The sequence below is a fragment of the Methylobacterium komagatae genome (genome assembly GCF_042661665.1).
Classification (GTDB): domain Bacteria; phylum Pseudomonadota; class Alphaproteobacteria; order Rhizobiales; family Beijerinckiaceae; genus Methylobacterium; species Methylobacterium komagatae.
The window spans coordinates 2,828,411-2,854,118 of record NZ_JBHSWN010000001.1 but is presented as its reverse complement, the minus strand read 5'-3'; the positions used below and the strand labels follow the sequence as shown (position 1 = coordinate 2,854,118).

46 protein-coding genes are annotated in these 25,708 nt (G+C 66.6%); 38 read left to right on the top strand and 8 right to left on the bottom strand.

Annotated features, from left to right (window positions below; genetic code table 11):
- From ACFQE0_RS14065 to ACFQE0_RS14030, 8 genes are all read right to left on the bottom strand, one after another.
- Nucleotides 1-600 carry a hypothetical protein gene (locus ACFQE0_RS14065; protein ID WP_378970628.1) on the bottom strand — a complete coding sequence of 200 codons (600 nt, stop codon included), beginning with the start codon at nt 598-600 and terminating at the stop codon, nt 1-3.
- Nucleotides 572-1,306, bottom strand: a complete 735-nt coding sequence (locus ACFQE0_RS14060) for an AAA family ATPase (RefSeq protein ID WP_378970625.1) — start codon at nt 1,304-1,306, stop codon at nt 572-574. Before ACFQE0_RS14060 ends, ACFQE0_RS14065 begins: the two co-directional genes overlap by 29 nt.
- 5 nt (nt 1,307-1,311) lie before the next feature.
- Nucleotides 1,312-1,563, bottom strand: coding sequence for a hypothetical protein (locus ACFQE0_RS14055; RefSeq protein ID WP_378970623.1), 252 nt, complete (start codon nt 1,561-1,563; stop codon nt 1,312-1,314).
- A 73-nt stretch (nt 1,564-1,636) separates the two neighbouring features.
- Complete coding sequence (locus ACFQE0_RS14050; RefSeq protein ID WP_378970620.1) at nt 1,637-1,852, bottom strand: hypothetical protein; 216 nt, start codon at nt 1,850-1,852, stop codon at nt 1,637-1,639.
- Entirely contained in the window at nt 1,849-2,076 is a 228-nt protein-coding gene (locus ACFQE0_RS14045) for a hypothetical protein (RefSeq protein WP_378970618.1), read from the bottom strand. Before ACFQE0_RS14045 ends, ACFQE0_RS14050 begins: the two co-directional genes overlap by 4 nt.
- 1 nt (nt 2,077) lies before the next feature.
- Nucleotides 2,078-2,428, bottom strand: coding sequence for a hypothetical protein (locus ACFQE0_RS14040; protein ID WP_378970616.1), 351 nt, complete (start codon nt 2,426-2,428; stop codon nt 2,078-2,080).
- A 120-nt stretch (nt 2,429-2,548) separates the two neighbouring features.
- Entirely contained in the window at nt 2,549-2,740 is a 192-nt protein-coding gene (locus tag ACFQE0_RS14035; RefSeq protein WP_378970614.1) for a hypothetical protein, read from the bottom strand.
- A gap of 413 nt (nt 2,741-3,153) precedes the next feature.
- Nucleotides 3,154-3,921 (bottom strand): helix-turn-helix domain-containing protein, encoded by a 768-nt coding sequence (locus tag ACFQE0_RS14030; protein ID WP_378970611.1) that lies wholly within the window; start codon nt 3,919-3,921, stop codon nt 3,154-3,156.
- A 66-nt stretch (nt 3,922-3,987) separates the two neighbouring features.
- Between ACFQE0_RS14030 and ACFQE0_RS14025 the strand changes: the two genes are divergently transcribed.
- The 38 genes from ACFQE0_RS14025 to ACFQE0_RS13840 all read left to right on the top strand — a co-directional run bounded on the left by ACFQE0_RS14025 (nt 3,988) and on the right by ACFQE0_RS13840 (nt 25,453).
- Nucleotides 3,988-4,218 (top strand): transcriptional regulator, encoded by a 231-nt coding sequence (locus ACFQE0_RS14025; protein ID WP_378970609.1) that lies wholly within the window; start codon nt 3,988-3,990, stop codon nt 4,216-4,218.
- Nucleotides 4,218-4,655 carry a GIY-YIG nuclease family protein gene (locus ACFQE0_RS14020; RefSeq protein WP_378970607.1) on the top strand — a complete coding sequence of 146 codons (438 nt, stop codon included), beginning with the start codon at nt 4,218-4,220 and terminating at the stop codon, nt 4,653-4,655. The genes ACFQE0_RS14025 and ACFQE0_RS14020 overlap by 1 nt, the downstream gene beginning before the upstream one ends.
- 250 nt (nt 4,656-4,905) lie before the next feature.
- Nucleotides 4,906-5,100 (top strand): hypothetical protein, encoded by a 195-nt coding sequence (locus ACFQE0_RS14015; protein WP_378970605.1) that lies wholly within the window; start codon nt 4,906-4,908, stop codon nt 5,098-5,100.
- Nucleotides 5,100-5,393, top strand: coding sequence for a hypothetical protein (locus ACFQE0_RS14010; protein WP_378970603.1), 294 nt, complete (start codon nt 5,100-5,102; stop codon nt 5,391-5,393). Before ACFQE0_RS14015 ends, ACFQE0_RS14010 begins: the two co-directional genes overlap by 1 nt.
- Before the next feature lies 1 nt (nt 5,394).
- Nucleotides 5,395-5,583: a hypothetical protein gene (locus tag ACFQE0_RS14005; protein ID WP_378970600.1), complete on the top strand. Its 189-nt coding sequence runs from the start codon at nt 5,395-5,397 to the stop codon at nt 5,581-5,583.
- Nucleotides 5,584-5,924: 341 nt separating this feature from the next.
- Nucleotides 5,925-6,287 (top strand): hypothetical protein, encoded by a 363-nt coding sequence (locus tag ACFQE0_RS14000; RefSeq protein WP_378970598.1) that lies wholly within the window; start codon nt 5,925-5,927, stop codon nt 6,285-6,287.
- 2 nt (nt 6,288-6,289) lie between these two features.
- On the top strand, nt 6,290-6,823 hold the full coding sequence (locus ACFQE0_RS13995) for a DUF2829 domain-containing protein (protein ID WP_378970596.1): 534 nt from the start codon (nt 6,290-6,292) through the stop codon (nt 6,821-6,823).
- 51 nt (nt 6,824-6,874) lie between these two features.
- Nucleotides 6,875-7,180: a Gp49 family protein gene (locus ACFQE0_RS13990; RefSeq protein ID WP_378970593.1), complete on the top strand. Its 306-nt coding sequence runs from the start codon at nt 6,875-6,877 to the stop codon at nt 7,178-7,180.
- Nucleotides 7,180-7,479 (top strand): hypothetical protein, encoded by a 300-nt coding sequence (locus tag ACFQE0_RS13985; protein WP_378970590.1) that lies wholly within the window; start codon nt 7,180-7,182, stop codon nt 7,477-7,479. The genes ACFQE0_RS13990 and ACFQE0_RS13985 overlap by 1 nt, the downstream gene beginning before the upstream one ends.
- 41 nt (nt 7,480-7,520) lie before the next feature.
- Nucleotides 7,521-7,970 carry a hypothetical protein gene (locus ACFQE0_RS13980; RefSeq protein WP_378970588.1) on the top strand — a complete coding sequence of 150 codons (450 nt, stop codon included), beginning with the start codon at nt 7,521-7,523 and terminating at the stop codon, nt 7,968-7,970.
- Between the two features lie 23 nt (nt 7,971-7,993).
- The gene (locus tag ACFQE0_RS13975) at nt 7,994-8,398 is read left to right on the top strand and encodes a hypothetical protein (RefSeq protein WP_378970585.1); all 405 of its coding nucleotides are present in this window, start codon (nt 7,994-7,996) and stop codon (nt 8,396-8,398) included.
- A gap of 88 nt (nt 8,399-8,486) precedes the next feature.
- Nucleotides 8,487-9,077 (top strand): hypothetical protein, encoded by a 591-nt coding sequence (locus ACFQE0_RS13970; RefSeq protein ID WP_378970583.1) that lies wholly within the window; start codon nt 8,487-8,489, stop codon nt 9,075-9,077.
- Between the two features lie 54 nt (nt 9,078-9,131).
- Nucleotides 9,132-9,551 carry a RusA family crossover junction endodeoxyribonuclease gene (locus tag ACFQE0_RS13965; RefSeq protein ID WP_378970580.1) on the top strand — a complete coding sequence of 140 codons (420 nt, stop codon included), beginning with the start codon at nt 9,132-9,134 and terminating at the stop codon, nt 9,549-9,551.
- Nucleotides 9,548-9,790, top strand: coding sequence for a hypothetical protein (locus ACFQE0_RS13960; RefSeq protein WP_378970578.1), 243 nt, complete (start codon nt 9,548-9,550; stop codon nt 9,788-9,790). The genes ACFQE0_RS13965 and ACFQE0_RS13960 overlap by 4 nt, the downstream gene beginning before the upstream one ends.
- The gene (locus tag ACFQE0_RS13955; RefSeq protein ID WP_378970576.1) at nt 9,787-10,467 is read left to right on the top strand and encodes a DNA methyltransferase family protein; all 681 of its coding nucleotides are present in this window, start codon (nt 9,787-9,789) and stop codon (nt 10,465-10,467) included. The genes ACFQE0_RS13960 and ACFQE0_RS13955 overlap by 4 nt, the downstream gene beginning before the upstream one ends.
- A 5-nt stretch (nt 10,468-10,472) precedes the next feature.
- Nucleotides 10,473-10,685 (top strand): hypothetical protein, encoded by a 213-nt coding sequence (locus ACFQE0_RS13950; RefSeq protein WP_378970574.1) that lies wholly within the window; start codon nt 10,473-10,475, stop codon nt 10,683-10,685.
- Nucleotides 10,686-10,687: 2 nt separating this feature from the next.
- A complete protein-coding gene (locus tag ACFQE0_RS13945) occupies nt 10,688-11,017 on the top strand; it encodes an endonuclease domain-containing protein (RefSeq protein ID WP_378970571.1) in 330 nt (109 codons plus the stop codon).
- A complete protein-coding gene (locus ACFQE0_RS13940; RefSeq protein WP_378970569.1) occupies nt 11,014-11,838 on the top strand; it encodes a helix-turn-helix domain-containing protein in 825 nt (274 codons plus the stop codon). Before ACFQE0_RS13945 ends, ACFQE0_RS13940 begins: the two co-directional genes overlap by 4 nt.
- A gap of 1 nt (nt 11,839) precedes the next feature.
- Nucleotides 11,840-12,514: a hypothetical protein gene (locus ACFQE0_RS13935; protein ID WP_378970567.1), complete on the top strand. Its 675-nt coding sequence runs from the start codon at nt 11,840-11,842 to the stop codon at nt 12,512-12,514.
- Nucleotides 12,511-12,942, top strand: a complete 432-nt coding sequence (locus ACFQE0_RS13930) for a hypothetical protein (protein WP_378970565.1) — start codon at nt 12,511-12,513, stop codon at nt 12,940-12,942. Before ACFQE0_RS13935 ends, ACFQE0_RS13930 begins: the two co-directional genes overlap by 4 nt.
- Before the next feature lie 2 nt (nt 12,943-12,944).
- Nucleotides 12,945-13,367, top strand: a complete 423-nt coding sequence (locus tag ACFQE0_RS13925; protein WP_378970563.1) for a Ros/MucR family transcriptional regulator — start codon at nt 12,945-12,947, stop codon at nt 13,365-13,367.
- Nucleotides 13,368-13,561: 194 nt separating this feature from the next.
- Complete coding sequence (locus ACFQE0_RS13920; RefSeq protein WP_378970561.1) at nt 13,562-13,993, top strand: hypothetical protein; 432 nt, start codon at nt 13,562-13,564, stop codon at nt 13,991-13,993.
- 96 nt (nt 13,994-14,089) lie between these two features.
- Entirely contained in the window at nt 14,090-14,365 is a 276-nt protein-coding gene (locus ACFQE0_RS13915; protein ID WP_378970559.1) for a hypothetical protein, read from the top strand.
- Nucleotides 14,365-15,105 (top strand): hypothetical protein, encoded by a 741-nt coding sequence (locus ACFQE0_RS13910; protein WP_378970557.1) that lies wholly within the window; start codon nt 14,365-14,367, stop codon nt 15,103-15,105. Before ACFQE0_RS13915 ends, ACFQE0_RS13910 begins: the two co-directional genes overlap by 1 nt.
- A 279-nt stretch (nt 15,106-15,384) precedes the next feature.
- Complete coding sequence (locus tag ACFQE0_RS13905; RefSeq protein ID WP_378970554.1) at nt 15,385-15,660, top strand: hypothetical protein; 276 nt, start codon at nt 15,385-15,387, stop codon at nt 15,658-15,660.
- Between the two features lie 155 nt (nt 15,661-15,815).
- A complete protein-coding gene (locus ACFQE0_RS13900; RefSeq protein ID WP_378970552.1) occupies nt 15,816-16,661 on the top strand; it encodes a recombinase family protein in 846 nt (281 codons plus the stop codon).
- A 62-nt stretch (nt 16,662-16,723) separates the two neighbouring features.
- Entirely contained in the window at nt 16,724-16,897 is a 174-nt protein-coding gene (locus tag ACFQE0_RS13895) for a hypothetical protein (RefSeq protein ID WP_378970550.1), read from the top strand.
- Nucleotides 16,894-17,094, top strand: coding sequence for a hypothetical protein (locus tag ACFQE0_RS13890; RefSeq protein WP_378970547.1), 201 nt, complete (start codon nt 16,894-16,896; stop codon nt 17,092-17,094). Before ACFQE0_RS13895 ends, ACFQE0_RS13890 begins: the two co-directional genes overlap by 4 nt.
- A gap of 341 nt (nt 17,095-17,435) precedes the next feature.
- The gene (locus ACFQE0_RS13885; protein WP_378970545.1) at nt 17,436-17,648 is read left to right on the top strand and encodes a hypothetical protein; all 213 of its coding nucleotides are present in this window, start codon (nt 17,436-17,438) and stop codon (nt 17,646-17,648) included.
- Entirely contained in the window at nt 17,648-18,283 is a 636-nt protein-coding gene (locus ACFQE0_RS13880) for a putative metallopeptidase (protein WP_378970543.1), read from the top strand. Before ACFQE0_RS13885 ends, ACFQE0_RS13880 begins: the two co-directional genes overlap by 1 nt.
- Before the next feature lie 19 nt (nt 18,284-18,302).
- A complete protein-coding gene (locus ACFQE0_RS13875; protein ID WP_378970540.1) occupies nt 18,303-18,734 on the top strand; it encodes a DUF2280 domain-containing protein in 432 nt (143 codons plus the stop codon).
- A complete protein-coding gene (locus tag ACFQE0_RS13870) occupies nt 18,688-20,256 on the top strand; it encodes a hypothetical protein (protein ID WP_378970538.1) in 1,569 nt (522 codons plus the stop codon). Before ACFQE0_RS13875 ends, ACFQE0_RS13870 begins: the two co-directional genes overlap by 47 nt.
- Before the next feature lie 49 nt (nt 20,257-20,305).
- Nucleotides 20,306-22,591: a portal protein gene (locus tag ACFQE0_RS13865; RefSeq protein WP_378970536.1), complete on the top strand. Its 2,286-nt coding sequence runs from the start codon at nt 20,306-20,308 to the stop codon at nt 22,589-22,591.
- 13 nt (nt 22,592-22,604) lie between these two features.
- Nucleotides 22,605-22,922 (top strand): hypothetical protein, encoded by a 318-nt coding sequence (locus ACFQE0_RS13860; protein ID WP_378970534.1) that lies wholly within the window; start codon nt 22,605-22,607, stop codon nt 22,920-22,922.
- A gap of 83 nt (nt 22,923-23,005) precedes the next feature.
- Complete coding sequence (locus tag ACFQE0_RS13855) at nt 23,006-23,419, top strand: hypothetical protein (protein WP_378970532.1); 414 nt, start codon at nt 23,006-23,008, stop codon at nt 23,417-23,419.
- A 59-nt stretch (nt 23,420-23,478) separates the two neighbouring features.
- Nucleotides 23,479-23,718: a hypothetical protein gene (locus ACFQE0_RS13850; RefSeq protein ID WP_378970530.1), complete on the top strand. Its 240-nt coding sequence runs from the start codon at nt 23,479-23,481 to the stop codon at nt 23,716-23,718.
- Between the two features lie 3 nt (nt 23,719-23,721).
- Nucleotides 23,722-23,853, top strand: coding sequence for a hypothetical protein (locus ACFQE0_RS13845; RefSeq protein ID WP_378970528.1), 132 nt, complete (start codon nt 23,722-23,724; stop codon nt 23,851-23,853).
- A gap of 37 nt (nt 23,854-23,890) precedes the next feature.
- Nucleotides 23,891-25,453, top strand: a complete 1,563-nt coding sequence (locus ACFQE0_RS13840) for an SGNH/GDSL hydrolase family protein (protein WP_378970526.1) — start codon at nt 23,891-23,893, stop codon at nt 25,451-25,453.
- Nucleotides 25,454-25,708 lie beyond the last annotated feature (255 nt).

Genomic DNA, 25,708 nt, shown 5'->3' with positions numbered 1-25,708 from the left:
TCACTCCGCCGCCTGCGCGACGGGCGAGCGGATCGCCCCGTCTTCGATGACGATGCCGACTGTGCCCGACACCCCAACCCGCTCGATCCAGACCTGATAGTCCGCCTCGGCCGCCATCTCGGCGAGGATGCGCATGGCCTCCTCGTCGAGGAGCGAGCCGTCCTGAACCCGGATGACCCGGAGCTTGGGGTTCGCCGCCATGGCGATCGCCACCGACGTGCGGAGCTGCTCGGCGCTGGAGGCCTGCTCGAAGGGCACCCCGCCGAGGAGGATTTCGTCGGCGCCGAAGGTGAGGCCGGGCACCGGCATCTCGGCCTTGGCGACGGCGGCCTGCATCTCGTCCTTGCGCTTGGCGATGGCATCGGTCAGCGCGGCCGACTTCGCCTCGGCGTCCGTGGCCTCACGCTCGATGCTCTCGCGGCGGTCGCGGGCGTCGAAGGCTGCGTTCAGGCGGGAGGCCTCCGCGATCCGCTCACGGAGCGCCGCCGTGTCGATGGGCTCCGGCAGGGGCTGCGCAGTGCGAAGCCGCTCATTCAGCTTATTGGCGGTGGCCTCGTGCTCATCGGCCGCCCTATCGAGCGCCTCCGCACGTTCGCGCAACTGCTTCGCCTGGGTTCTCTCGGTCGCAGCGCTGTCGAGGAATGAGCGAGCCTCGCGGACAGTCTCTTCGCGGCGCGCCTTCCGGCGCTCCAGCTCGGCATTCTGCTCGCCGGCCTTCGTCGAGCTCGTCCACGAGGGCGGCATCGTCCATGCGCTCAGCCGGAAGGTCCTGGGGCACGACGATCCCGGCGGCCTGGGCGCGGAGCTGCTTGGCCTGCCGATTCACGCCGGTTCGCAGGTCGTAATCTACCTCGTTCGCCGCCTCGATCGCCTCGAAGTCGACGTCAGGCACGAAGCGGCGCATCGCCTGCAGTTGCGCCTTCCCGTCCATGCGGGTGAAGGCGAGCGGATCGAAGCTCAGAGCGCCGAGGAGGCTGTCGAGCATCCGCTGGGGCGACGGGAAGCGGGCGCCCTCGACACTCTCGACGACGAGCGTGGTGCCGAAGCTCTCGTCCTCGCGCTTCTTGAAGGTGCGCACGACCTTGATATCGCCGAGGTCCAGCCGGATCCGGGCCTCGTTCTCGCCCTTGCGGATCGGCACGGCCTGGATGTGCGTGGTGCCGGAGAGCGCCCACCAGATCGCGTCCAGGACGCTCGACTTGCCCTGGCCGTTGCGACCGGTGATCTCGACGAGGTTCCCGTCGGGGCGGATGGTGACGGCCCGCAGGCGCTTCACGTTCTCGGCTTCGAGCTGAACGATCTTCATGGCGGCTACTCCGCGGCGTCGGCGATGGGGGAGGTCAGGGCTCGCGCGGGCTCAAATCCGCAGTGGTCGTTCAGGACCGCACAGACCACGGCCGCGAAATCGCGCCGGGCGACGGGTCCGGATCCAGACGGCAGCGCCAGGAAGATCGGCGTGCCATCGCGGTCGGCGATGACGAACGGCTGATCTGCCTGGACCTGGAAGGGCCCCGGCATGCCGAGGGCGGCGACGAAGATCGCTCTGGGGTTCGGGGTCGGCACGGCGGACTCCTGAGTGCGGGGCGGGATCAGCGCCGCGACGGGCGCGAGGAGAGCGAGATCGAAGGGGAGAGGATCACCGGCCCCTCCCCGCGGCGAGGTTCCGGTCGGTGCGGTGCTCGGCGAGCCTCGTCCGCAGGTCGGCGACGTGAGCGCTCTCGCTGCCGTCGCCGAACCGGAGCGCTTTCGCGCCGAAGTCGCCGCGATCGAGAGCGTGAAGGAAGTCGGCCACGGCCTGGGCGAGCCGTTCGTCTGCGAGCGCGACGGAAGGGGCGCGGAACGGCGCGTTCATGCCGCCACCAGCAGTTCTTCCGCGTCGTGCTCAGCGATGGCGAGCGCGATGGCCGCAGCCTCGTCGCGGTCGGCCTGGACGATCTCGTCGATGCGGTCCCAGGCGGCGGCCTCACAGCCGAACTCGCGCTCGATAATCTCGCGACCGAAGCCGCCGGAGTGGATCTCGACGATGGCGAAGCCGTCGCGGAGACGGGTGACGTCGAAGCGGTCGGGGGCAGCCATGTCAGCGGCCCTCCATCATGCGGTCATGGCGAGCGTCTTCGGCGCGACGCTCGGCAGCTTCTTCAGCGGCGGCCGCATCGGTCTCTCGCGCATGGGCGATGAGACTGGCAGCTAGGCTCTCGTCGGCGTCGATGAGCGCCTGCATCCACGTCGGGACGTCGAATTCCTTGGCTTCGTCCGGACGGAGCAGGCGGATACCGACGATCTCGACGGTGTCGGCGCAGCCCGGCTCGTCGTGGGTATCGGCATACCCCCGCACGAAGTTGTACCGGAGGCGCAAGATGAACTCCTGCTCACCGCCGTCTGAAATCGACATGGCGACGGTGGTGTCGAAGGTGCGGGCCTGGGCCATGTCAGCCCTCCATCCGAAGGGCGGCGCGGCCGGCTATCAGGATCCCGCCGACGGCCATGTTCGCGAAGACGAAGACCAGCGTCATCGCCTGCTCGAAGTTGAGCTGCTGGAGCGCGGCCATCAGAAGCTCCACGCCTGGATGCCGTGGGTGGCGCAGTAGGCGCGGGCCTCGCGCTTGCCGGCGATCTCGACCGTGTCGACGGTCGCGCCACCGGGGCCTTCCTTGATCGTCAGGAAGCAGCGGGTCTTCGTCTTGGTGAAGTAGGCGATCCGCATGACCGGCTCCGTCGCGGTGTTGCGATGGAGCATCATAAGCACGGCTTACGATTTGCCGCAAGCACTTTCGTAAGTGACGCTTATCTCGAAGGATCGACCGCTTTCGGCTGGTCTGTGGACGAGTGTGGATAAGCGAATTTCGTCTCGACTCAGACGATCAAGCTCGTTTGGTTGGAAGCCACGCGAGAACGTAAGGTGAACACATGGTCGGGGGCAGCGCAAACGGCTTTGGTGATTTGGTCGGGCTGGGTATCGAATGTGAGAACTGCGGGCGACGTAGGAGGCTAAGTCGGCCTCAGGTTCAGCGCATGATTGGGCGCGGGATCAACACGATCGAACAGCTTGGTCACAAGCTACGGTGCCGGGTGTGCGCAGAACAGGGCAAAATCTCTAAGAACGTATCAATCACACCGTATTATCGATGCGAAGAAGCGATAGCTATTAAAGTGCTATGAAAGTCCTAGCGCCTCTTCCCATGGTATCACTCGATACAATCGCACTGATGCTCGGTCGAATTCAATTTCCTTAGGCGGATTGAATTGCTCGACTATGACCTTTTCGGATGTTCGCTTTTTCAGCCGCTTGAGAAAGGCTGCGTGAGGCTCTCCTTCCTTCGCCGAAATTACTTCAACGACAACATCATCACCGATGGCAGGCGCTCTATGGGGATTTACGTAAAATAACGCGCCTTCACGCCACGCCGGATACATACTATCGTTGACCACATATAACGCGAATATATCTTTTGCATCTGCAAGGCCGTTCGGGCGTATTGCTCTGTCGATCTGTGTTCCGTTGAAATGGAAGTCGCCGTCATTTCCGCCGACAGCTATCCCGTAAACAGGAACGTCTCTCGCAAGCCCTCGGACATAAGTGAAAGCCGGGGCGTCATATGCAGGCTTCACTCCGCCAAACGGAAGGTTGCCGCTCGGCTCCACTTCTTCATTCTTGACACTGTCTGGATGGTCTACGACCCCTTTGGCGCCAGCAAGAACGATTCCTCGCTTAACAAGCTCGCTGATTACCTCGCCCGTCGTGAGATCAAGGCCGAGCACTAGGGCCAGGTCCATCACACGCGGAGGCGCCGGAAAGGTTTCCCCAGATTCCCACTGGGAAACCGCTGAGGCGCTGATGCCCAGCTCTTTGGCGAGGCGCGCCTTGCTCCATCTGCGAGCGGTGCGCTTCTGAGTTATCAGAGAGGCGAGCGGGTTCGTCATATCCCCCTCGATAAGGCGCGCTTATCAAATCGCAAGCTAAGTTGCACTTGCGTACTGTCGTAAGTCATGCTTATGCTTATGCCCATGAGCGAAGCAGCGCTTAAGATCGCTATCGAAAAGGCCGGTGGGCACGCCAAACTCGGGCGCGCTCTAGGCATCTCTGGCGCGGCCATCAGCCAATGGACGCAATGTCCACCCTTGCGGGTACTCGCCGTTGAAGAGCTGACTGGCGTCCCCCGCCACGAGCTTCGGCCCGACCTGTATCCGCCAGTACCGGCCAAGCCGGAGGCGGCGTGATGGCTGACTTCATCTACATCGCCGAGGCTCGGAACGGGCTCGTCAAGATCGGGTGCTCGCTCAATCCACGCGGGCGCGTCCGTCAGATGGAGCTGTTCAGCCCCGTCCTGATCCGTCTGGTTTCGATGTGGTTGATGGCCCCGAAGGAAGAGCTCCTCCTTCATGCCCGGTTCGACTCGCTTCGCTCTCATCGCGAGTGGTTCCGCGTCGAGGGGCCACTCGTCGGCTTCCTCGACTCAGTTTGGGGGAAGGGCGTGGATCGGATCCCCGAGTGGTCCGAGCTTACCTTTCGCGCCGACGACGGCCCTCGCAGCCGGCTGTCCCAATTTCGCAGCGTGTCAGCAAAAGCGCGTTGGGCTGACCCCGAATGGCGCACGCGCACTCTCGCCCGCATGCGTGAAGGGGCTCGCGCTTCAATGATTGAGGGAGCCGCGTGATGCGCGCCTCCCCCGATCTCGGCCGGGCAAAGCGCGGGAATGAGCCCGTAGCGCTCGGCGCTCACCTGGCCGCCGGGCCTGGGTCGAGAACGCCCGTTATCCTTTCGGCCGTTGGCCGTCATCGCGCCCATGGCGGGCGACTCCTCCTAGACTGGCCGGGGCCTTCGGGCTCCGGCCTCTTTCGGGGGCGCTCGTCCTGACCCTCGCGCTCGCCGCCTGCGAGGCCGATCACATCGGCGCGCGGGCGACGTTGCAGGAGTGGGGCTATCGCGGCGTCGGCATCACGGCCGCGCCGCTGCTGAACCGACCCTGCCGCTGGGGCGAGCCCTTCGCCGTGCGCTGGACCGCTCATGACGAGCACGGCGTGTCCGCTGCCGGCTGGCTCTGTGCCGCCGACGAGGCGGCCGAAGACGCGCGAATCCTTCTCGACAAGGCAGGTGCCTGATGACGGAACGCTGCCTTCATTGCGCGATCCGCGCTGCCATTGAGGCGCATGCCGAAGAGCATCTGCCGCGCGATCCGTCGGGAGCCATTCGGGTCGAAAGCTCCCTTGCGCTTGTCGGGCTCGCCGAGGCCGTTGCCGACTTGGTGACCATGCCCGGAGACGAGGAAACGCGGGCCAAAGCGTTCCGCCACTTCATGGTGGCGTTGAGCGAGGCCGTGACCCGTCGCGGCCTGCCGACCGGCTTCACGATCACCGCCGGCCCCGTCGAAGTCCCTTCGCGGGGGCTGCACTGACATGGTCGGCCAGATCGTCTTCCTTTGCCTTGGCTCGATGTGCCTCGCGACCGGTGGGTTCGTCGGCGGTCTGACGTGGTCCGCCAACGAACTCGGCGTGTCAGAGCATCGGGCCGTCGGGTTGACGTGCTGCGCTGGGCTCGGTGTGCTCGGCCTCGCCTGTCTCGTTTTCTCGGGGGCGTTCGCATGATCGCGCGCTCCCTCCCCTATCGCGGCGCGCTTCAGCGCCCGATCGCCTGCCCGGTGTCCTGTTCTGACCGCCGGGTGGGCGTTCCTGTTCCCGCATCCCTGCCGCGTCGCCTGCAAGCTGTCGGCCGAGATGCCTGCGTATTGAGTGCGTACTCTCAAGAACTCCCTTCGCATAAGCGCCTCGCTCTCCGTGGCCTGAAACAACCACGGGGAGCTTTGAGCTTGTGCAAAAGGTCTTTGCGGACATCGCAAATGTCGAATGCTGACGTGATGAGGGGGCAATCCCTCTCAAACGATCTGCTCCGCTGGGAAACACGCGGCCCCGGTGACACCGCGAACGCCATGCGGCGGATCGCGAACCGGGCCGCCGTCCCCTTCGGGAAGCTCTGGGCGCTCCGGTACCGGCCGCCCAAGGAAATCGCCTCGCATGTCCTGGCGCGGATCGAGGCCGCCCACGCCGCCGAACGCGAGCGGCAACTCCGGAGGCTTGCCCATGACGTCGAGATCACCGCCGCGCTCGCCGGGTCTGACCACCCTGCGGTGGCTGCGGCTGCGGCTGCTCTTCGCGCGGCAGGTGTCGCGCCTGAAGGCGCAGCTCCGGGCGTGGTGGGAACGGCTCGCCAATCGGCGCGGACGATCCGGCCCACCCGAGAAGTGGAACTGACGGACCTGCCGCTGTGGCGGGCCGCGAACGAGGAGGAGTGAGGATGCCGCACTTCACGAAGAAGCCGGTCACCGTCGAAGCGGTGCAGTTCCATAAGCTGGGCGATCATCCGGCGGTCGAGGCTTCATTCGGCGAAGGATTCGTCGTCGAGGGCCGCCAGGGCTTCGTTGGCGTGCAGCCAGGCGACTGGATCATCACTGAAGCGAACAGCGGCGGCTTCTATCCCTGCAAACCCGATGTCTTCGAGGCGAACTATGCGCCCGCCCTCGCTGATGGTGGCTCGGGTCTGTCGTTCGGTGTCGCGCTCATCGCGTTGAAGGCTGGCGAGCGGGTCTGCCGGGCCGGATGGAACGGCAAGGGCATGTGGCTCGCGCTTTCCGGACCTCTCGAAGGTCGCGAGATCGCCTTCGAGAACTTCTGGTCGAAGCCGTGCAGCGAGTTCGCTCGGCGGAACGGCGGCTCTGCGACCGTCCTGCCCTGCATCAACATGAAGACCGCCTCCGGCGAGATCCTGATGGGCTGGCTTGCCTCCCAGACGGACATGCTCGCCGACGACTGGATGGTCGTCTCGGACTGATCTGCCGCTTCCGAGCGGCGCCCGGCCGCTCGGCTCACCTAGGAGCCGTCCATGTCGAACGACGAAACTCGCGTCGAGGCCGAGATCCAGGCGAAGGGCCTGAACGCCCCCCGCCTCACGCCCGATCTCATTGACGCCTGTATCTCTGCCGAGGCGTTTCACGTCTTCCCGGGCACGACCCTGACCGTCTGCGCGCTCACCCTGCGCAACGGCTTCATCGTGACGGGCACCAGCGCCGCTGCGAGCCCGCAGAACTTCGACGAAGCCATCGGGCGGGACATTGCCCGGCGCAACGCGCGTGAGCGCATCTGGGAGCTGGAAGGCTACCTGTTGCGCGAAAAGCTGGCCGGCGCGTGATGTCGAACCCGGCCGCCCTCGCCGCCGTGCCCGGTCTAATCCGGGCGACGCGCCTCTCCGTCGAGGCGAACGCCCCGACCGGCGCCATCGCTTACGCGGCTTGGGCAGGCCTGCTCTTCAGTCTCGTGTGCTGCGAGGACATGGCCACCAACCTAGTGAGGTTGGCGCCGGAGGCCCGCGACGCGCCCCGTCAGCCGTCGCAGCAGGTCCATGCCCCGATCGGCGAGTCCGTCGAGCCGCTGGTCCCGCGATGGACCGGGCACGACCCGCGCCTCCCGCCTGGTCGCCCGCATCCCTGATCCCCTTTCGCGCGTCCTCGCGCCCTTCCCGGAGACGTCCCGTGTCCAATCCCTGGAGTGCCCCCGTCGTCAAGCCGCTCTCGAAGCTGCTGAAGTTCATCCGTGTCCAGATGGCGGGGGCGCCGGCAGCGGACGCGGAAGATGCCGTCGACAGCATCGCAGAGCACTTCGCCGATGAGATCCGTGCGGCCGTCGAACCGCTGAAGGAAGAAAACGCCGCGCTGCGCCGAGAGATCGAGACGCTGAAGGGCCTTGTGCCGTCCGCCGCCAGCGATGCCACGGACCTATTCGCTCCGATCCGTGAGGAAATCGCCGAGCTACGTGTCGCTTTGGAGAAGGCGCTGTCCGCAGCCGCCACGCCCGCTGACGAGGTGGTCGCTGCAGTCAAGGCGCTGCACGAACGTGTCACCGCTCTCGAAAAGCCCAGGCCGGCCGCCGCCGTTGCGGCCCGTGCCGCTGCGCCCGCCGCCCGGCCGGCCACCACCGCCTAACCCTTCACCCGCAGGAGCACACCATGGCCGACGCCATCAATCCGAACCTCGTCAACCTCCTCCGCATCATGGTCGGTGCCCATGTGATCGCGCAGGGGCAGATCGGCGAAAATCAGAACGAAATCGCCGACCTCAAGAGCAAGAATGCCGATCTGGAAGCGCGCTTCGCAGATCAGGGCGAGACCATCCTCGCCATGAGCAAGGTCCTCGACAAGCTCGCGAGCACCGTCGCCGAACTCCAAGGACACGCCGAAACGGTCGTCGGCGAGAGCGGCATCGCCACGCAGCTCGGCGATCTCAATGAGCTTCCCGCGCTTCAAGAGCAGCTCGCGGCGGCCATGCCGGCGCCCGTCGAGGCCGCGCCGGTCACCGAGGCTCCGGCCGCCGCGCCCGCGCAGGACCCGGCGCCCCAAGCCGTCGCCGCCTGATCCCGAAACGAGAACCGCCCGGCCTGCAGGCAAGCAGGGGCCGGGCGGTCTGTAGAGAACGGGCGTGGTGCCCGTAGTGGAGAGAGCAATGGAAGCCACATCGGATACAGTTGCGCAAGCGGAAGCGACCGTTGCGCTCGCCGCTGAGACCCTGCGGGGTGATATTCGAGACAAGATCCTCGACGATATCGCCCGCGATATGCCGTGCTGGACCAAGCTGTCCGAGCGCGAGCAGAAGAAGTTCATCGGCCGCGCCGATAATCTCGCCTATCACGTGGTCCGCGAGGCTACGCGGCTCGTAGCGCACCAGGGATTCGCGCACCTGACCGTCTCCACGGGCAAGTGGAGCGTGAAGGACGGGATCAAGCTGGAGGTCAACGCTTCCTCCTCCGTCGACGACATCACCAAGCTCGCCGAGCACGGCTCCGGCAGCGCGGTCCTCGTCCTTGCCGAGGCGTCGGTCTTCTACGGCCAGCGGGCGGAGGCCCTTGCCGACAAGGATCAGCCGGACCTTCCGATCGCAGATGGCGATGGCGTGATCGCTGAGGGGGTGGGCGCGGCTGGGGCTGAGGCCGAAGCCGGGACGGGAGCCGTCGAACCGGATCGCTCACCCCTGCCGGAGCCGCCGACGGCGAGCACGCGCTCGCGCCGTCGCTCCCCCGCCGACGCTGACGCCTGACCGGGAGGCGCGCGATGTCCGACACCGTCATCATCCGCCTGCCCGGCGCCCCTCGTGGCAAGGGCCGACATCGCGCGCAGGCTCGTCCGACGCGGGGGCGTGTCGCGAATCCACTCGCACCCGGACCAGAAGACCGAGGCTTACGAGGGCGCGCTGCGTCTTGCCGCCGGTCTCGAAATGCGCGGCCGGGCCCAACTGACCGGCCCCCTGGAGGTCCGGATCTTCGCCATGCTCCCGATCCCGGCGAGCTGGTCGAAGCGCAAGCGCCTGGACGCGATCGAGGGTCGCCTCCGTCCCACCACCAAGCCCGATTGGGACAACATCGCGAAGGTCATCGATGCGCTGAACACCATCGTCTGGGCCGACGATGCCAGCGTGGTCGATGGCCTCGTGCGGAAATTCTACTCGGAGACGCCCGAACTGGTGATCCAGGTCACGGCGCTCGACGCGCAGGCCGTGAGGGCGGCGGCATGAGCGTCTCATCACCCCTCACCGATTTCGTCGTCGGTCGAATGATCGACGCGCAGGGCGACCGGACGGCGCTGACCGATCTCATCGCCGAGCTGACGGCGGGTATCGGTCTTGCCGTGGCGATCGCTGCCGACGGTGACGCTGCCGAGGCGAACGACCTCTGCGAGGCCGCGAGCCATGGCGTATTCCAACAGGCCTGCCTGCACACCGGCATGGCTCGCATGGTGCGGGGGTTCGCATGATCCCCGCCGGTCACGCCTCCGTCATGGCCTCGCGTCGCGAGCCGCCGGACAGCCTCGACTTTTTCCCGACGCCTCCCTGGGCGACGCGGGCGCTGCTCGCCGAGGTCCTGCCACTTGCCCTCGGCGGCCAGCACATCTGCATGGCCTGGGATCCAGCCTGCGGGGAAGGCCACATGGTGGAGGTCCTGCAGGAAGAGATCGCGATCGTTCGCGGCAGTGACGTCTTCGATTACGGGCGCGGCTACAGCGTCGCCGATTTCCTCGACCGCGATACGCGGATGCCGCCGCCGGTCGATCTGATCTGCACCAACCCGCCCTTTAACGCTGCGGTGAAGTTCGCCCTGCGCGCGCTCGATGAGGCGAACGTAGCGGTCGCGCTCCTGCTGCGCACGGCATGGATGGAGGGTGAGGCCCGTTACGAGAGCCTTTTTCGGCACCGACCGCCGACCGTCATCGCCCCCTTCGTCGAGCGGGTGGCGATGCTCAAGGGTCGGTGGGAGCCGAACGCATCCTCTGCGACGGCCTACGCGTGGTTCGTGTGGGTGAATGGTGAGGCGCCCCGCGCGCCGATCTGGATTCCGCCGGGCCAGAAGCGCTTGCGGACGCGGCCAGACGATGCCCGTCGGTTCGGTGTCAGGGCCGACGCCCCGCTCCTCGACCTCGTGGCTGCGGAGTAGCGGCCATGAACGAGAGCCTATTCGGCATCGAACGCCTCGCTCTTGAAGCCGCTGAGGACGCCTACCGTGATGTCTACCGGCTCTTTGGTGAGGTTCCGGGGGACTCTCCGATTGAGCGGCTTCTCTGCGCTGCTCTGTGGCACCTCGTTCATCGCGGCGACCGAACGACCGAGGAGCTTATCTGGGTGCGCGAGAGCCCACGCTCGAACGCGCTGTAGCGATGGAGTCTGAAAGAGGCCGCCAGTTCACGTCGGCTTACATTGAGCCGCAGGTTCAGATTGTCGGCTGGCGCGTCGATTTCCTGATCCACTTCCCGGATCACACCGGCAAGAGCGCCGCCCTCAGCCGCCTGATCGTCGAATGCGACGGACATGACTTCCATGAGCGCACCAAAGCTCAGGCGGCCAGAGATCGTTCGCGCGACCGCGTCGCACAGCACAACGGGATCCCGGTCCTCCGCTTCACCGGTTCGGAGATCCACCGCGATCCCGCCCGCTGTGCTGAAGAGATCCTCCGCTTCATGGAACGTACGCCGGAGGTCCGGCCATGAGCGTCAAAGCGCACGCGTGGGCGAAGACCGTCAGAGCCGGAAGCCCGACGCTGAAAGCGGTGCTCGTCGCCATTGCGGACTATGCCGATCAGGCCGGCAGGGCTTGGCCCTCGCAGGAGCGCCTCGCCGAGGACACAGAGTTCTCGGTGCGCGCTGTGCGGAACGCCATCCTCGGGCTCGAAGCGAACGGGCTGCTGAAGCGCGAGGAGCGTCGACGGGCTGACGGGACCCGCGGGACGGACATCCTGATCCTCTCCATCAACCGGCAGGAGATGCCGGCTGATGCGGAGCAACCGGCACCACGTTCCAAGCAACCGGCACCTCATACCGACCAACCGGCAGGAGGTGCCGGGCCCACTACGTTAGAACCACCACTGAACCACCAACAGAACCGTTCCGATGCTACCGCATCGGGCCGGACGGCTCAGGCCGCCGAGCCGCTTTCCGTCCGAGATCGGCTTTGGATGGACGGGGTCCTGACGCTGCGCGGGCTCGGCATGAGCGACCCCAGCGCTCGGCGACTGATCGGCAAGCTGCTCCGGGACACGGGCGGCGACGCGGGCCGAATCCACTGGGCAATCGACGAGGCTCGCGCCGCCGAGACCGGCGACCCGGTCCCCTACCTGACCCGCATCCTCAACGACACGCCGACGACGCGCCCGCAGGCTCGCGCCTCTCCCGTCCGGCGCGGCACCGGCAACGGCTACCTCGACGCTCTCCTCGACAACGGGGCTCCCCATGACCCGCCTTCCCACCACCGCGGAACCGAGCACGGAAACGTCCATCGCCTCGCGGCCGGCGGCCGCCACTCGGGCCGGTGACATGCTGATCGCGACCTACCGCAACCGCCTGGACCGCAGCGGCGGCTACGGCGTGCCCCCCGCGATCCGGGCCGACCAAGCCCCGACCGAAGAGCACCGGGCCGCGATGACGGCGCGCCTCGCCGCGCTCCACGATGGCCTGACCGACGGCGAGGACCCGAGGCCGGGGCAGGTGGCCAAGCGCGACGTGATCCTGGCGCTGCTGGCCGGTTTCCCGACTTTCGGGGTCGCGGCGGATGGGGCGCGGGCCACGGCGAACCTCTACGTGCGAGCCCTCGCCGATGTGCCGACGTGGGCGGTGCGGGAGGCAGCGGCGCGGTTTTTGAGCGGGGAGACGGTACTGCCCTGGTCGGATGAGCGCTGCCCCAACCCGCCACAGGTCGCTGCGGAGGCGCGCCGGTCGCCGTCCCTCGTGGCGATCCACGCCGAGATCGCCGCCCTCAAGGACGTGCTGGGCGCGGTGCCCTACCAGCCGATCTCCGACGCCGAGCGGGAGCGGGTGCTGGCGGACATCGCGGCATCGCCCAACAGCCTGCTCTCCGCGAGCCGGACGCCCCGTCTCGCCGCGCCCAGCGACAGCGCTGGCTCGTCGAGCGCCGAGATCGTGGCGCCGCTTCGCTCGCTCGACGTCTCGCACCTGATGGCGAGCCTCGACCGCAAGCGGGTGCCAGCATGAGCGCCGCCCTCGCCCTTTCCGTCGAGCAGCGCCTCGTCGCATCGTGGCGCGCTGGCGTGATGAGCCTGCCGGATGAGCAGATCCCCTGTGCCGGCATGATCTGGAAAGAAGCCGGTCCGCGCGGTCGCTTCGGCGTCTGGGCCGGTGTGCGGACCATGATGTTCCGGTTCGTCGAGCATTGGGGCGACGAAGCCGCCGCTCTGGGCTGGAGCACGGAATCGCTGTTCGGCGTCCACCGGCTTGCCGGGGCGCTGCGCGCGGACAGCGTCGGCGCCCTCGTCACGATCTACCCGCGCAAGGTGGTCGCCATGGACGAGCGCACGATCACCCTGGAGCGAAACGGCTCCAGGCAGGTCTTTCGAGGCCTGTCGAACCCCGTCGAGAGCATCCCGATCTGGGAGTTCTGGCGCTCAACCCGAAAGGTATGACCATGTCCACGATCACGAACGATTCCCCCGTGCTCCGCGCCATGACGACGGACATCGTTGCGGCGTATGTCTCGAAGAACCACGTGGCGGCGGGCGATGTGCCGGGCCTCGTCGCCACGGTGCACGCCGCCCTCGCCGGCCTCGTCGGGGCTGCTCCGGCGCCCGTCGAGGAACTGCCGACGCTGACCCCCGCCGAGATCAAGAAGAGCATCAAGCCCGACGGCCTGATCTCCTTCATCGACGGGCGGCCGTACAAGACTCTGAAGCGGCACCTGTCCTCCAACGGCCTCAACCCCGACAGCTATCGGGCGCGCTTCGGTCTTCCCGCCGACTATCCGATGACGGCGCCGAGCTATTCCGCGCGCCGGTCAGAGCTGGCGAAACAGCTCGGGCTCGGTGTCCAGCATCGGCAGGCGGCGGAGTAAGGCCGATGGAGTGGATGTTCGGGCCTGCCGTCGTCCTTGCGTTCGCAGTGTTCTCTTTCGCCATGGCTGCGGGGAGCGCTCGGCAGACGGATGCCGAGGCTCGCCGGCTCAATGCCAAGGCTCGGCTCCAGGAAGCGGAGAACGCGCGCCTTCAGGCTCGCGTGATGGAATAGGGGCTCACGCTCACAGTGCTGATGAAAACCCCTCTGCGTCCCGAGGGCCCCGACCCGCCAGCGATGACATGTGTCGATGTCGAACGCTGGCTGGTCGCGATGTTCATGACCCTCACCACCACCCCCATCTTCAGCGCGCGGCCCCGCCACGTCGAGGCCGTGAAGCCCAACGTCGCGCCCGGCCCGCTCTTCTGGCTGGAGTTCGCGACCGTTGTGCTGGGCGCTGGCACGCCCGAGCTGATTGCGCTGCTGACCTGGGCCAGGGCCAAGGCGCGGCGGCGGATCAAGCGCCATCGACGGTTGCGACTGCTGAAGGACGTGCCCGGCGGCACCGTCACCGATCACTGCGTCGAGTTCGGTGTGAATCGGCGGACCTTCGACCGACAGCGGAAGCGCGCCTGTGAGCGCGTGGCCGACGCGTGGAACACGCAACACCCGGTCAAGGCAGACTGACGCATCCTGTATTCACGGTTGCGTGTGTCCAAAACCGTGCAGCACTGAAACGGTCGCGGCCCGACGAAAGACGTGGGCGCCTCAAGGGGCAACACCGTGACCAAGAAGGCTTCCGTCTTTCTCGCCGGTTCCCCGGCCTTTCACCCAAATCCGACAGTGGCCCGGCACGCTGCCGCGCTCGACCGCCGGCAGGCCCGGCTCACCCGCGACCGCGCGCAGGGCGCCTCGCCCGACGTCATCGCGCGCCACGAGTTAGAGGTCGTGCAGCTCACCAAGACGGTTCGTCGGTCTGCTCGGCGCGTGGATCGGCTGGCCCTGCTCCGGGCCAAGGCCGCCGACGACGCAGCAGGAAGGCGGACAACGCCCAACTGATGGAGCGCCTCGATGCCAAGCAGGCGGTTGAGGATCAGGCCACGAAGGACCTCTGCCTCGTCGTCATCGACCGCATCCAGAAGCGCGAGGCCGATGCCCGCGACCGCCGGAAGCTCTCGACGCCCGAGCAACGTCACCGCGCCAGCCGCCTCCGGAAGAAGCTGCGGTCGAACCCGCATGTCGAGCGCGACGCGGCGATCCAGATCGGGCGGCGCGTCGTCACCGATCCTGACCGGCTCGGCGGCTTCATCGAGGTCCAGGTCAATAAGCAGCTCGACGTCCTAACGACGGAACACGCTGCTCACCGGATCGACGATGTCGCTTTCGCGGTCGGTCGGCTCCTGCAGGATGCATGGACCGGGCACGGCGAAGGACATGATCGGCGCATGGAGACGATCGCACGGCTTGGTGTCCTGTACGGCTCCGATGGCGAAGACGGTCCGCTGCCTTCTCGAGAGATGGGGATGCTCCGCCAAGTCTTCCGGGTCCGCGCCGTCGCCGAACTGGACGCCAAGATCGCCGGGGTGGTCGGATGGTTCGGGGTCCGATTCCTGAAGGCGATCCTCGTCGAGGGCCACACCTTCAAGTCCTATGCGGGCTGCACCGTTGGTGGCGGCGACCGTGGTGTCGGTCGGATCGGCGACCGTTTCCGGTGGCTCCTCGGCGCAGTAGCCGATGCCCTCCATACCGCGACCGGATCCGAGGGGCAGTTGATCCGGGCGACCCGCGATCCGGCTTGACCCGTCGGGCTATCTCCGGCATTTCCGTACTGTCACCAGACGCGCGCCCGGGATCGAAAGATCGCCGGGCGTTTGCATGTCTGGCGGGCGCAGGAGCGGACCTATCCAGTCGACCCCTCCGCGGTAACGGCGGACAGTAGCTGTGACGCCACCTTGCGCGTCGGCGAAGCGGCATCGGCGCAACCCCGCCTCCTGCGCCACCCTATTTCGAACCTGCTCAACAGCTTAACGTTGTTCCCGTGAGACGCGGGCGGGTTCCCATGCCATGATCGGCCCCCGATGACGCTCCGTAAGCGCTTCTGCTACGCGACCGAGCTGCGGGCCTTCGCCCGTGAGGTCGATGACCTGGCTCTCGCCGATCGGCGGGACCCGGAGGCGCCTATCGTCACCAAGGTCGATCTGGCCAAGCGGATGCGTGAGCGCGCCGCCGAAGTGATGCGCCACGAGGATCCGGCCGAGCGCGGGACGTTCCGGGCCGAGACGGTTTTCGGCAAGCGCAGCGCCCGGCCGGCTCGAGCCGAGATCCGGGGTTCGCGTCGGGTCCAGGCCGCCTGACCAAGAATTTGGAAGTCACTCGCTGAACCATAGAGCGGAACCCGGATCGCACAGCGAAATCAAGGCTTTTTTCCAAATTCTCGCAAGCCTCCATTCAATTGGAAATACAGTTAAGCTAGGCTTCCAAAGTCTTGGCCGAATTAGGAGATCAAACGATGCAGGGCTCCGACCGCGTTAGGCGTCTTCGGAGCCGGGCAAGCGCTAAGCCGCTCGCGAAGGAACTGACCAAGCCGCGAGTTGTCGGATATCTCAGGGTATCAACCGAGGGGCAGTTCTCCGACGGCCACGGCCTTGATGTTCAGGAGCGTGCGGTGAAGGCGTTCGCTCTCAGCCAGGGCTACCAACTGGTCGATGTGGTCACAGACTGCGTCTCCGGGGCAACCGCACCGGCAGAGCGCGAAGGATTCCGCCGCGTCATGGAGCTTGCTGGCGAGGGCGCGTTTTCGATCCTGTTGCTATACAAGTTCGACCGTCTCGCGAGGAACGTGCTGCACGCTGTCACTAGCGTTCACGAGATGCGCGACCGGCACGGCATCGTCATTCGGTCTGTCACCGAGCCGATCGACACCGCCACTCCCATGGGGGAGATGATTTTTACGGTCCTTGCGAGCATGGCCGCGCAGGAGCGCCAAGTCATCACCGAGCGTACCTTCGGCGGCCGTCGCGAAAAGGCGACGAAAGGCGGCTTCGCCGGTGGCGCTGCCCCCTTCGGCTATCAGCGCGACAAGGATGGGGGCCTCGTCGTTGTCGAGGCGGAAGCTGCAATTGTCCGGAGGATCTTCTCCGAGCGCGCTGACGGCCGAACGCTTCAGACGATAGCCGACAGCCTGAACGCTGATGGCCTTCGCTCGAAGCGCGGCGGCCTCTGGCAGGTATCTTCGGTTGCTTACATCGCAGACAACCCAAAATATCGGGGTGTCGTGGAGTATCTCTTCACGTGGAACGGGGCCGATACGCACGTTCTTCGTGAAGGTCAGCACACTCCGATAGTTCTTCCGTAGGCCATCTGCCACGGATGCCCTCAGACCCCGCTTCGGCGGGGTTTTGTCTTTCTGGTTATGCCATGAACCGCGAGACGCACACGGCGGCCGACGCCGAGCGCTGGGTCCGCGCCATGCAGCGCGATCCGGCCGCGAAGGCCTATGGCGATCACCTGCGCCGCAAGGGGCTCCTCGTCGAGCGTGACCGGTCCTTCGCCGAGTTCGTCCGGCTTTGCCGCTCCGAGGTTCGTCCGTGAGCCCGCTCGCCACCTCCCGCGCCCTCGCCGCCCTCGGCGTCGGTCGCGATGGGCCGTCCGCCGCGCAGTGGGTGGAGGCGCTCAAGATCGCCGCCCGCGCCGAGCGCACGCCTGGCCACTCGCTGCACGTCGCATTCATGCCGGGCGGCACGGCCCGGATCACCGAGCATCTGCCCCCGAAGGTCCAGTCCGCATGATCGCCCGCCTCCTCCGGCTGTTCGGACGCCGCGCGCCGGTCGTCATCACCGCGCCCGATCCGGTCATCCGCACCGGCCGCGTGCTCTCGCAGGGCTGCGGTCGATGATGCCGGTGCTGATCGCCACGCCGCCCGCGCCTCCGCCGCTGCCGCCGAGGGTGCCGCAGATCCCGCCCTTCCTGATCGTGCTGCCGGCGGAGCCCGCACCTCGCCCGCAACCTCGTCCGACGGTTCACTGATGCGCCGGCCTCCGATCCTCGGGCCCTGGCGCGTTGTCGCGCTGCTGCTGATCGTCCCGGCAGCCTGGACCTACGTCTGGGCGCTGTCGCCGGCTGCTACCTGATGCGTGAGTATCGCCTTGCCCCTCTGGGGCGCCGCCCGCAGGCCGCCATCGTTCTGCATCCCGGCGATGACGTCGCTGTGGCTCGCGACCTGACCGTCTTCGAGCCAGACGATGCGTGGCAGGATACCGGGTTGCTCGACGCCAGCGGTACGCCGCTGATGCGTCGCGATCGGCTCGGCCCCATCGGCTTCACGGCTCAGATCGAGGACTGATGCTGACCCGCCCTCGCCCGCCGGAGCATCTCCTCGGGGATGAAGGTGCGGTTGCGACCTCGCCCGTCGAACCGGCTCACGATCTGCACGACTGGCTCCGGGCGACCTTCATCGACGAAGGCGCGCCGCTCCTGAACGAGGACCACATCCACCTGCGCGACGCCCGCCTCGGCGTGCTCTGGTGCTCCTTACCCGCCGAGAGGCAAGGCAACACGGTGGTCGGCCTCTGCGAGGAGGCGAGCTTCATCGGCAACCGCTGGGCCAAGGCTCGGTGGACGCAGCAGATCGAGGGCTGGTTCGGCGCGGTGCCGAACTTCCTGCTCACGTTCCATGCGGACTATGCCGACCAGTGCTCCGACGCGGCGTTCTGCGCCCTCGTCGAGCACGAGCTCTATCACGCGGGCCAAGCCAAGGATCGATGGGGCTCGCCGCGCTTCTCGAAGATGACGGGCCTGCCGGTCTTCGCTCTGCGCGGCCATGACGTCGAGGAGTTCGTCGGCATCGTCGAGCGGTATGGCGTCGGCAACGGCGCGGGCAAAACCGCCGCTCTCGTGGCGGCGGCCAACCGAGCCCCGATCATCTGCGAGGCTGACATCACCGTCGCCTGCGGGACCTGCGGTCGTAGTTTGATCTGAGTTTGATGGGATCGCGGTCGTGAATGTCCTGTCCGACGATGTAAAAACCTACATCGTTCAACAGCTTGCGATGTTCGAGCCGCCCTCTGCTGTCGTGAAGGCGGTCAAACAGGAATTCGACCTCGACGTCTCACCGCAGCAGGTCGAGGCCTACGATCCCGGCAAGCGAGCGTCGCGAAATCTCTCGGACGCCTACCGGGAGATCTTCGAGGCCACCCGCAACACGTTCCTGACCGACACGGCGGCGATCGGCGTCTCGCACAAGGTCGTCCGCCTCCGCACGCTCGCCCGCCTGATCGAGACCGCCGAGAAGCGCGGGAACGCTGTGCTGGCGGCGAACCTCCTCGTGCAGGTCGCGAAGGAGATGGGCGAGGCCTACACCAACCGTCAGCGGATCGACGCGAATGTTGCAGTCCGCAGCCACGAGGATGCTCTCGGCGACCTTGAGTGACCGCGAGCGCGCGGTTCGGCAGAAGCTCAAGTCGGACTTCGAGCACTACGCGCCGCGCTGCCTCCGGATCCGGACGAAGTCGGGCAAGATCGTCCCGTTCACGCTGAACCGGGCGCAGCTCTACATCCACGAGAGACTGCAAGAGCAGTTGCTCCGGACCGGCTCGGTGCGAGCGCTGATCCTGAAGGGGCGGCAGCAGGGTGCCTCAACGTACATTGGCGGCCGGTTCTACTGGCGCACCACCCACAAGCGCGGCGTCCGGACCTTCATCCTGACGCACCAGGACGATTCCACGGCCGCCCTCTTCGAGATGGTGAGCCGCTACCACGAGCATTGCCCGACGCTGGTGAAGCCCTCGACGGGTGCGGCGAACGCGAAGGAGCTGCTCTTCGACCGCCTCGACAGCGGCTACAAGGTCGGCACGGCGGGCTCGAAGGCCGTCGGCCGCGGCAACACCCTGCAGCACTTCCACGGCTCCGAGGTCGGGTTCTGGCCGCACGCGCACAGCCACGCGTCGGGCATCCTTCAGGCCATCGCCGACGAGCCGGGGACCGAAGTCATCCTGGAGAGCACGGCCAACGGGGTCGGGAATTACTTCCACCAGCAATGGCGGAAGGCCGAGCGCGGCGAGAGCGAGTTCCAAGCGATCTTCGTCCCGTGGTTCTGGGACGACGGCTACCGGAAGGAGCCGCCCGCCGATTTCACGCTCTCGACCGACACCGATGAGCAGGGCGAGTCCGAGGTCGATTACGCCGAGGCCCACGGCCTCGACGCGGCGCAGATGTTCTGGCGCCGACGCAAGATCGCGGACCTGGGCGAGAGCCTGTTCCGTCAAGAGTATCCCGCAACCGCAGCTGAGGCCTTCCAGATGGCGAACACGAACGGGCTGATCTCCGCCCGGCTCGTCATGGCGGCGCGCAAGCGCACGGTGGAGCCCTCGGGTCCCCTCGTGTTCGGCTACGATCCCGCGCACCAGGGCGGCGATCGTCACGCCCTGGCCAAGCGCCGGGGCCGCAAGGTGCTGTCGGCGGGCGGCCCGGTCGGCATGTCGATCCCGGAGAGCGCGAATTACCTGCGCTGCGAGATCGACAGGGACAACCCGACGAAGTGCTTCATCGACGTGACCGGCGGCTACGGCGCGGGCGTCTACGATCTGCTCCTCGAATGGGGGTATGGCTCGGACGGCCGCAACATCGTCGTCCCGGTGAACTTCGGTGCGGCTCCGACGCAGCCGAAGCGCTACTCGCCGACCACGGGCGAGGAGTTGCCGGGCCCGCTGAATCGCCGGGCTGAAATCTGGCTGTCCTCGCTCGAATGGCTGGAAGATCCGGCCGGCGTTGATCTGCCCGACGAGGACGAGATCCAAGCCGACGCCTGCTCGACCGGCTACAGCCACAACAGCCGCGGCCAGATCCAGCTCTGGTCGAAGGAGAAGATGCGGTCGATGGGCATCCCCTCGCCCGATTGCTGGGACGCCGTCGCGCTGACCTTCGCCGAGCCGGTGATCGAGACCGCCCCCTGAAGCTGGCAAGTGCCTCCGCCCGTCGCGGCGGTGGCTGGATGGGTGCCTGATGGCTCGCAAGCAACCCCGCCGCGTCGAGCGGCCGACCTCGCTCCCGCCGGAGGTCGAGGAGAAGCCGGCGCGCCCGGCCAACCCGAAGGCGGAAGCGAACGCAAAGGTCATCACCGTCGCCACCAAGCGGTGGCAGCGCGCCGATCTGGCCGACAAGGATAACCGGATGGCGGCCTATGCCGATCTGGACTTCCTGTTCGTCGAGGGTGCGCAGTGGCCGGAGGACGCGAAGCTCGCCCGTGCCGGCCGCCCCTGCCTGGAGTTCAACCGCCTGCCGACCACCATCGCCCAGATCACGGGCGATATCCGGCAGATGCGCCCGGCGGTGAAGGTCGTGCCGGTGGACAGCCGAGGCGATGTGAAGACCGCCGACGTGATCGCCGGCATGGTGCGCTACGTCGAGAACCGCTCCGACGCCCCCGCCGCCTACTTCACCGGGGCGGATCAGCAGGTTGCCGCCGGTATCGGGCACTGGCGCGTCGAGACGGAATACGGGTCCGATTCCACGTTCGAGCAGGAGATCCGCATCTCGGCCATCCCGGACGGCATCGCCGTGCGCTGGGACCCGGACGCGAAGAACCCGACCCGCGAGGATGCGCGCTTCTGTTTCGTGCCCGTGGACATGAGCCGGGATGTGTTCGAGGAGACCTATCCCGACGCAACGGCGGCCGAGATGGGCGACGCCGAGCTGACGCAGTCCGGGCTCTCGGAATGGGCGACCGCCGACACGGTGCGCGTCGCCGAGTATTGGACGAAGAGTCCGATCAAGAAGACCCTCGCCCTGATGCCCGACGGCGAGATCCTCGACCTCACCGACACGGCGGACGAGGACCACGAGGAGAAGCTGGCCCGGGCAGAGGCGGCCGGCGCTCGGATCGAGAAGCGCGACGGGCACAAGATCGAGCGCTACCTCATCACGGCGAACGAGGTCCTCGAAGGCCCGACGCCTTGGCCCGGCCGGTTCATCCCCATCGTCCCGGTTGTCGGGATCGAGATGCAGGTCGGTCGCCGCCGCATCCGGCGCGGCGTGGTCCGCACGGCGAAGGATGCCCAACGGGCCTACAACTATGCCCGCTCGACCCAGACGGAGGTCGTCGCGCTCCAACCCAAGGCGCCGTTCATCGGCACGGAGACTCAGTTCAAGGGCTACGAGGCGGTCTGGCAGACGGCCAACACCGAGAACCACCCGTTCCTGCCCTACAACGCGGATCCGAAAGCCGGCACGGCGATGCCGCAGCGGGTGCAGCCGCCGGTCGCCTCCGCCGGCCTCGCCGAGCTGACGCGCGAGGCGGCCGAGGACATGAAGGCGGTGACGGGCGTGTACGACGCCTCGCTCGGCGCCCGCTCGAACGAGACGTCGGGCAGGGCGATCCGCGCCCGCCAGCAAGAGGGCGACGTCGGCTCATTCGTCTACATCGTGAACTTCACCCGGGCGGTGCGGCACACCGGTTCGATCGTCGTCGACCTGATCCCGCACATCTACGACACCGAGCGCACGCTCCGGATCATCGGCGAGGACGGCAAGGTCGATCTCGTCCAGATCAATCAGGCGCAAGGCCTCGCCACCGACGACGTCGCCGAGCGGATCGCCAACGACGTCACGGTCGGCGCGTACGACGTCGCGATGGAGATGGGCCCGAGCTACACCACCCGTCGCGAGGCCGCCCTCGACGGCATGATCCAGCTCCTCGGAGCCGCGCCGGAGGTCGCCCCGCTAGTCCTCGACCTCCTCGCGCAGGCGCAGGACTGGCCGCTCGCCGACAAGATCGCCAAGCGCATCCGCACGATGCTGCCGCCGCAGATCCAGGCCGAGGAGGCGCAGGAAGAGGGCAGGCCGCCGCCCCCGCCGCCTCCGCCCTCACCGGAGCAACAGGCGGCCGCAGCGGCCGAGCAGCACAAGCAGCAGTTGGAGGCCGGTCGCCAGCAGCTCGACCTCGCGAAGCTCGATGTCGAGCGTCAGCGGATCCAGGCCGAGATGGCGAAGGTGCAGGCCGAGATCGATCGTGCCGCTGCCGAGGCGCAGGCCCGCGTCACCGGTCCCGCGCAGCCGGGTCAGCCCGACACCCGCCTCGAAGACATCGCGCAGGCCGTGCAGCACCTCTCGCAGATCGTGGCGACGATCCTGGAGGAGCTTCCGCCTGCGGATGGCACGCCATCGCCGGAAAACGGGCCGCCAGGGCTCGAAACTGCCGAGCCGGGCGCGATGCCCGTCGATCTCTCCGGGGCGCCTCAGGGCGCCCTTTCTTTGACCCGAGCGCAATGGGCATGCCCGGCGCCGAGATGATTGGCCAGCCCGCATGAACCTCCAGCCCTTCCGTCCGACGCCCTTCGGCACGATCCGGCTGAACGCGAACACGGGCGCCGGAGCCGCCACGCCTTTATCGAGCTTGCCGCACGGCGGCGGGTGTCAGGTCCGCCTCTGGAACCGGGGCACGGTCCCGGCCCGCATCGAGTTCGGGAACAAGGCCACGATGGCGGTGCCGGATACCACTTCGATGGCGCTGCCGGCCGGCGCGGTGGAGATCCGCACCGTCCAGCCCGGCGAGCGCTTCGCGGCCGTCCTCGGCGATGGCGGCGCGCCCGACGTCGAGATCACGGTCGGCTCCGGGTTCTAGCGATGCCAGGATACGGGACAGGCCTGACATAGGGTCAGGTCGCGGCGGCCATCGCGTCGAGCGTGCCTTCGCCTGCCGCAGACATGCCCCCGGCGACCGCGCTGGACGGTCGAGCGGGCACGTCCGCCGACTTCGCCCGCGCCGATCACACCCACGCCGCGCGGGTCCAGCGCACCGTCGTGACGACGGCGGCCGACGGCACGTACAAATGGACGTTCGCCCGGCCGATCGTCTGCACGAAGGGTGCGCTGCCCCCGATCGCCTACATGGTCGACGACACCGGCTCCCCGGTCGTCGTCCAGGTCACGGCCCGCGAGTTCACGACCTCGGCCGACGGTCTGACCGACACCCACACCTCCGCGACGGTGAAGGCGCAGCGCTCGCGCACCCTTCCCGCGACACTCGTCTCGCTCGCGGCACTCATCTCCTTCGACGTCTTCGGCCTCGCTGCCGCTGGCGTGAAGGTGAACCTCTGGGCCGCTGATCCGACGCAGTAGCGCGCCGGCCCGACCCCTCTTCGCAACCCCTGTCACTTCCAACGGCCCCGGAGTCGTCGATGCCGCTCGCCTATAGGTCCTCCAGCCCGATTACGCCGGGCACCACCGTGACGGCGGGGGATGGTGTCGCCATCGCCTGCTCGGCCGACGGCTTCGTCCGCCTGCTGATGCAGGAGGGATCATACCTCGACGTCTACGCCCAGACCGGCACGGCGATCATCGACAACCTCGCCGTCATCGGCGTGGACGCCCCCAACACCACGGCGACCGCCAAGGTCTCCGTGCTTCGCCGGAGCTGATCCGTGTCGAAGCGCAACCCCTTCACGCTCTTCCGCGTGCTCGGCCGCTCGCTGCTGCCGTTCCTTGCTCCGTCCGGAGGCCCGATCGCGCCTCCCGGTTTCGTCTTCCTCCTTGGCGCTGATGGCGCCCCCTGACCGGAGCCGATGGCGCTCCTCTGTATGGAGTTGTGTGATGGTGGCGCCGAGGCAAATCAGAGCCACCGACATCGCGTCTATCGCGGGTGCAATTCCACCGATCGAGATCTTCTCCGCGAACATCAAGGGCGATGGAGTTACCGACGACAGTGCAGCCATCAAGGCCGCGCATGACAATGCCTTTTCTCAAGGCGTTCGCACCGTCTACTGCGCCAAGCAGTACTACGCTCCATCTTTGTCCGCGTGTGGCAACGTCATCTTCGTAGGCCAGGGCACGCTGCTTGGCGGCTATCGCAAGCAGATCATACCGCTCAACACGCCCGGCCCCCAGACTTTCGAGCGCGGCGTTCGGCCAAGCAAGCTCTCCAAATTCATTGCGGCTGCGAGTCCTGTGGTTCTCGTGGTGGGCGACAGCATCACTACCAAATCAGACCAGATTTCCGGGACGCTTTACCTGTCGCGGCACCTGCTTCGAAAGCTAACTCGCGAGAACCCCGGCAAGACAATCCAGTGGTTCGAGCGCGGCATCCCGACAACGGGATGGTCACACTTCGCTTCATCGCAGTCGATCTTGGCGCAAGGCTTTTCGTCTGCCGTTCTTCCGCCGTGGTACACGAACACGGCCGCGACGTGGATGAGCTACATCCAGGCGCTGGCGCCGGATCTGATCATCTTCAACTTCGGCGCGAATGCAGGCGTCCCTGCGACTGAGATGGCAGGGTTCTACTCTGCACTGAGCCAGATCGCGGCCTTCACCAAGGCGCCGGATGTGATCCTGCTGACGCCCATGTCTCCGTCTCAGCAGGACGCCAACTTCGGCGTTGTGTTCCAGCAGGAAGCCCGAGATCAGCAGGCGGCGGTGCAGCGTGGGTACGCCCTTCGCACTGGAACGTCATTCATCGACATCAACCGCTACTTCAACATGGCGCGAGATGGCCGAGACATCGGCCGACCGATGTACACTCAGATCCAGCAGGGCTTCGGCGCGGTGTTGCCGTGGACCGGTCCGAGCCAGACGTTAGATGTGTCTCTCGTTGGGCAGTGGCTCGGCGTCGTGGCGACGAACGTTCGCAACGGCACGCCGTTCATCTTCAACATCGGATCGCTTTCAGACAACAACTTTGAAATTTACCGCGATCAGACAAGCGGTAATTTCAAGATCAACGTTCGCGTCACCGGCTCGCTGCTTGCCATCAATGGGCTCGATACCGGTGTGCCATGCCCTACTACCGGCACGATCTACTGGGAACTCTGCACCTATGGAAACTGGGTGCAGTTCGGGTATTCGACTTCGCCACAGGTGCAGGGTGGTTTCACCCCGGTCTGGGGTGGGTTCGTAGAGCGCTGCGGTGGTCTCTTCACCCCTAAGATGTCTCAGGCGGGCTCTGGTGGGCAGACTGTCTTCACCAACTCGCTCGCCACCAGCGTCCCCACACTCGTTATGCCGAACGTCACAGATTACGAGATGTACGGCATCGTCCCAACCGCAAGCGGCGGCTCGATTACGGCCATAGGCGGCAACGCAATCAATCACCCTTCGGCTATTGGCGCGATCAAGATCTGGGAAGCGATGCTGAATGCGGAGAGTTTTGCGACATAAAAAGAGAGACTGCCCGACCTGAAAGCTGAAGCAGCAAAATTATTGCTTTGGCTATTCACTCGGTCTTGTAATAAAATTATCGGTAATACAGGATAAAATCTGAGTCCGCATATTTCTGAAGCTCCACCTAACTTCGATAGCTAATCTCTGCGTGGCCGAAGCGCAGCCTCCGACCACGCCCATGACAAGCTAGCTCTCTAAAAACATAAAACATCAATGATGTTTTAGTTAAAAACGGCGAGTCATACATTATTC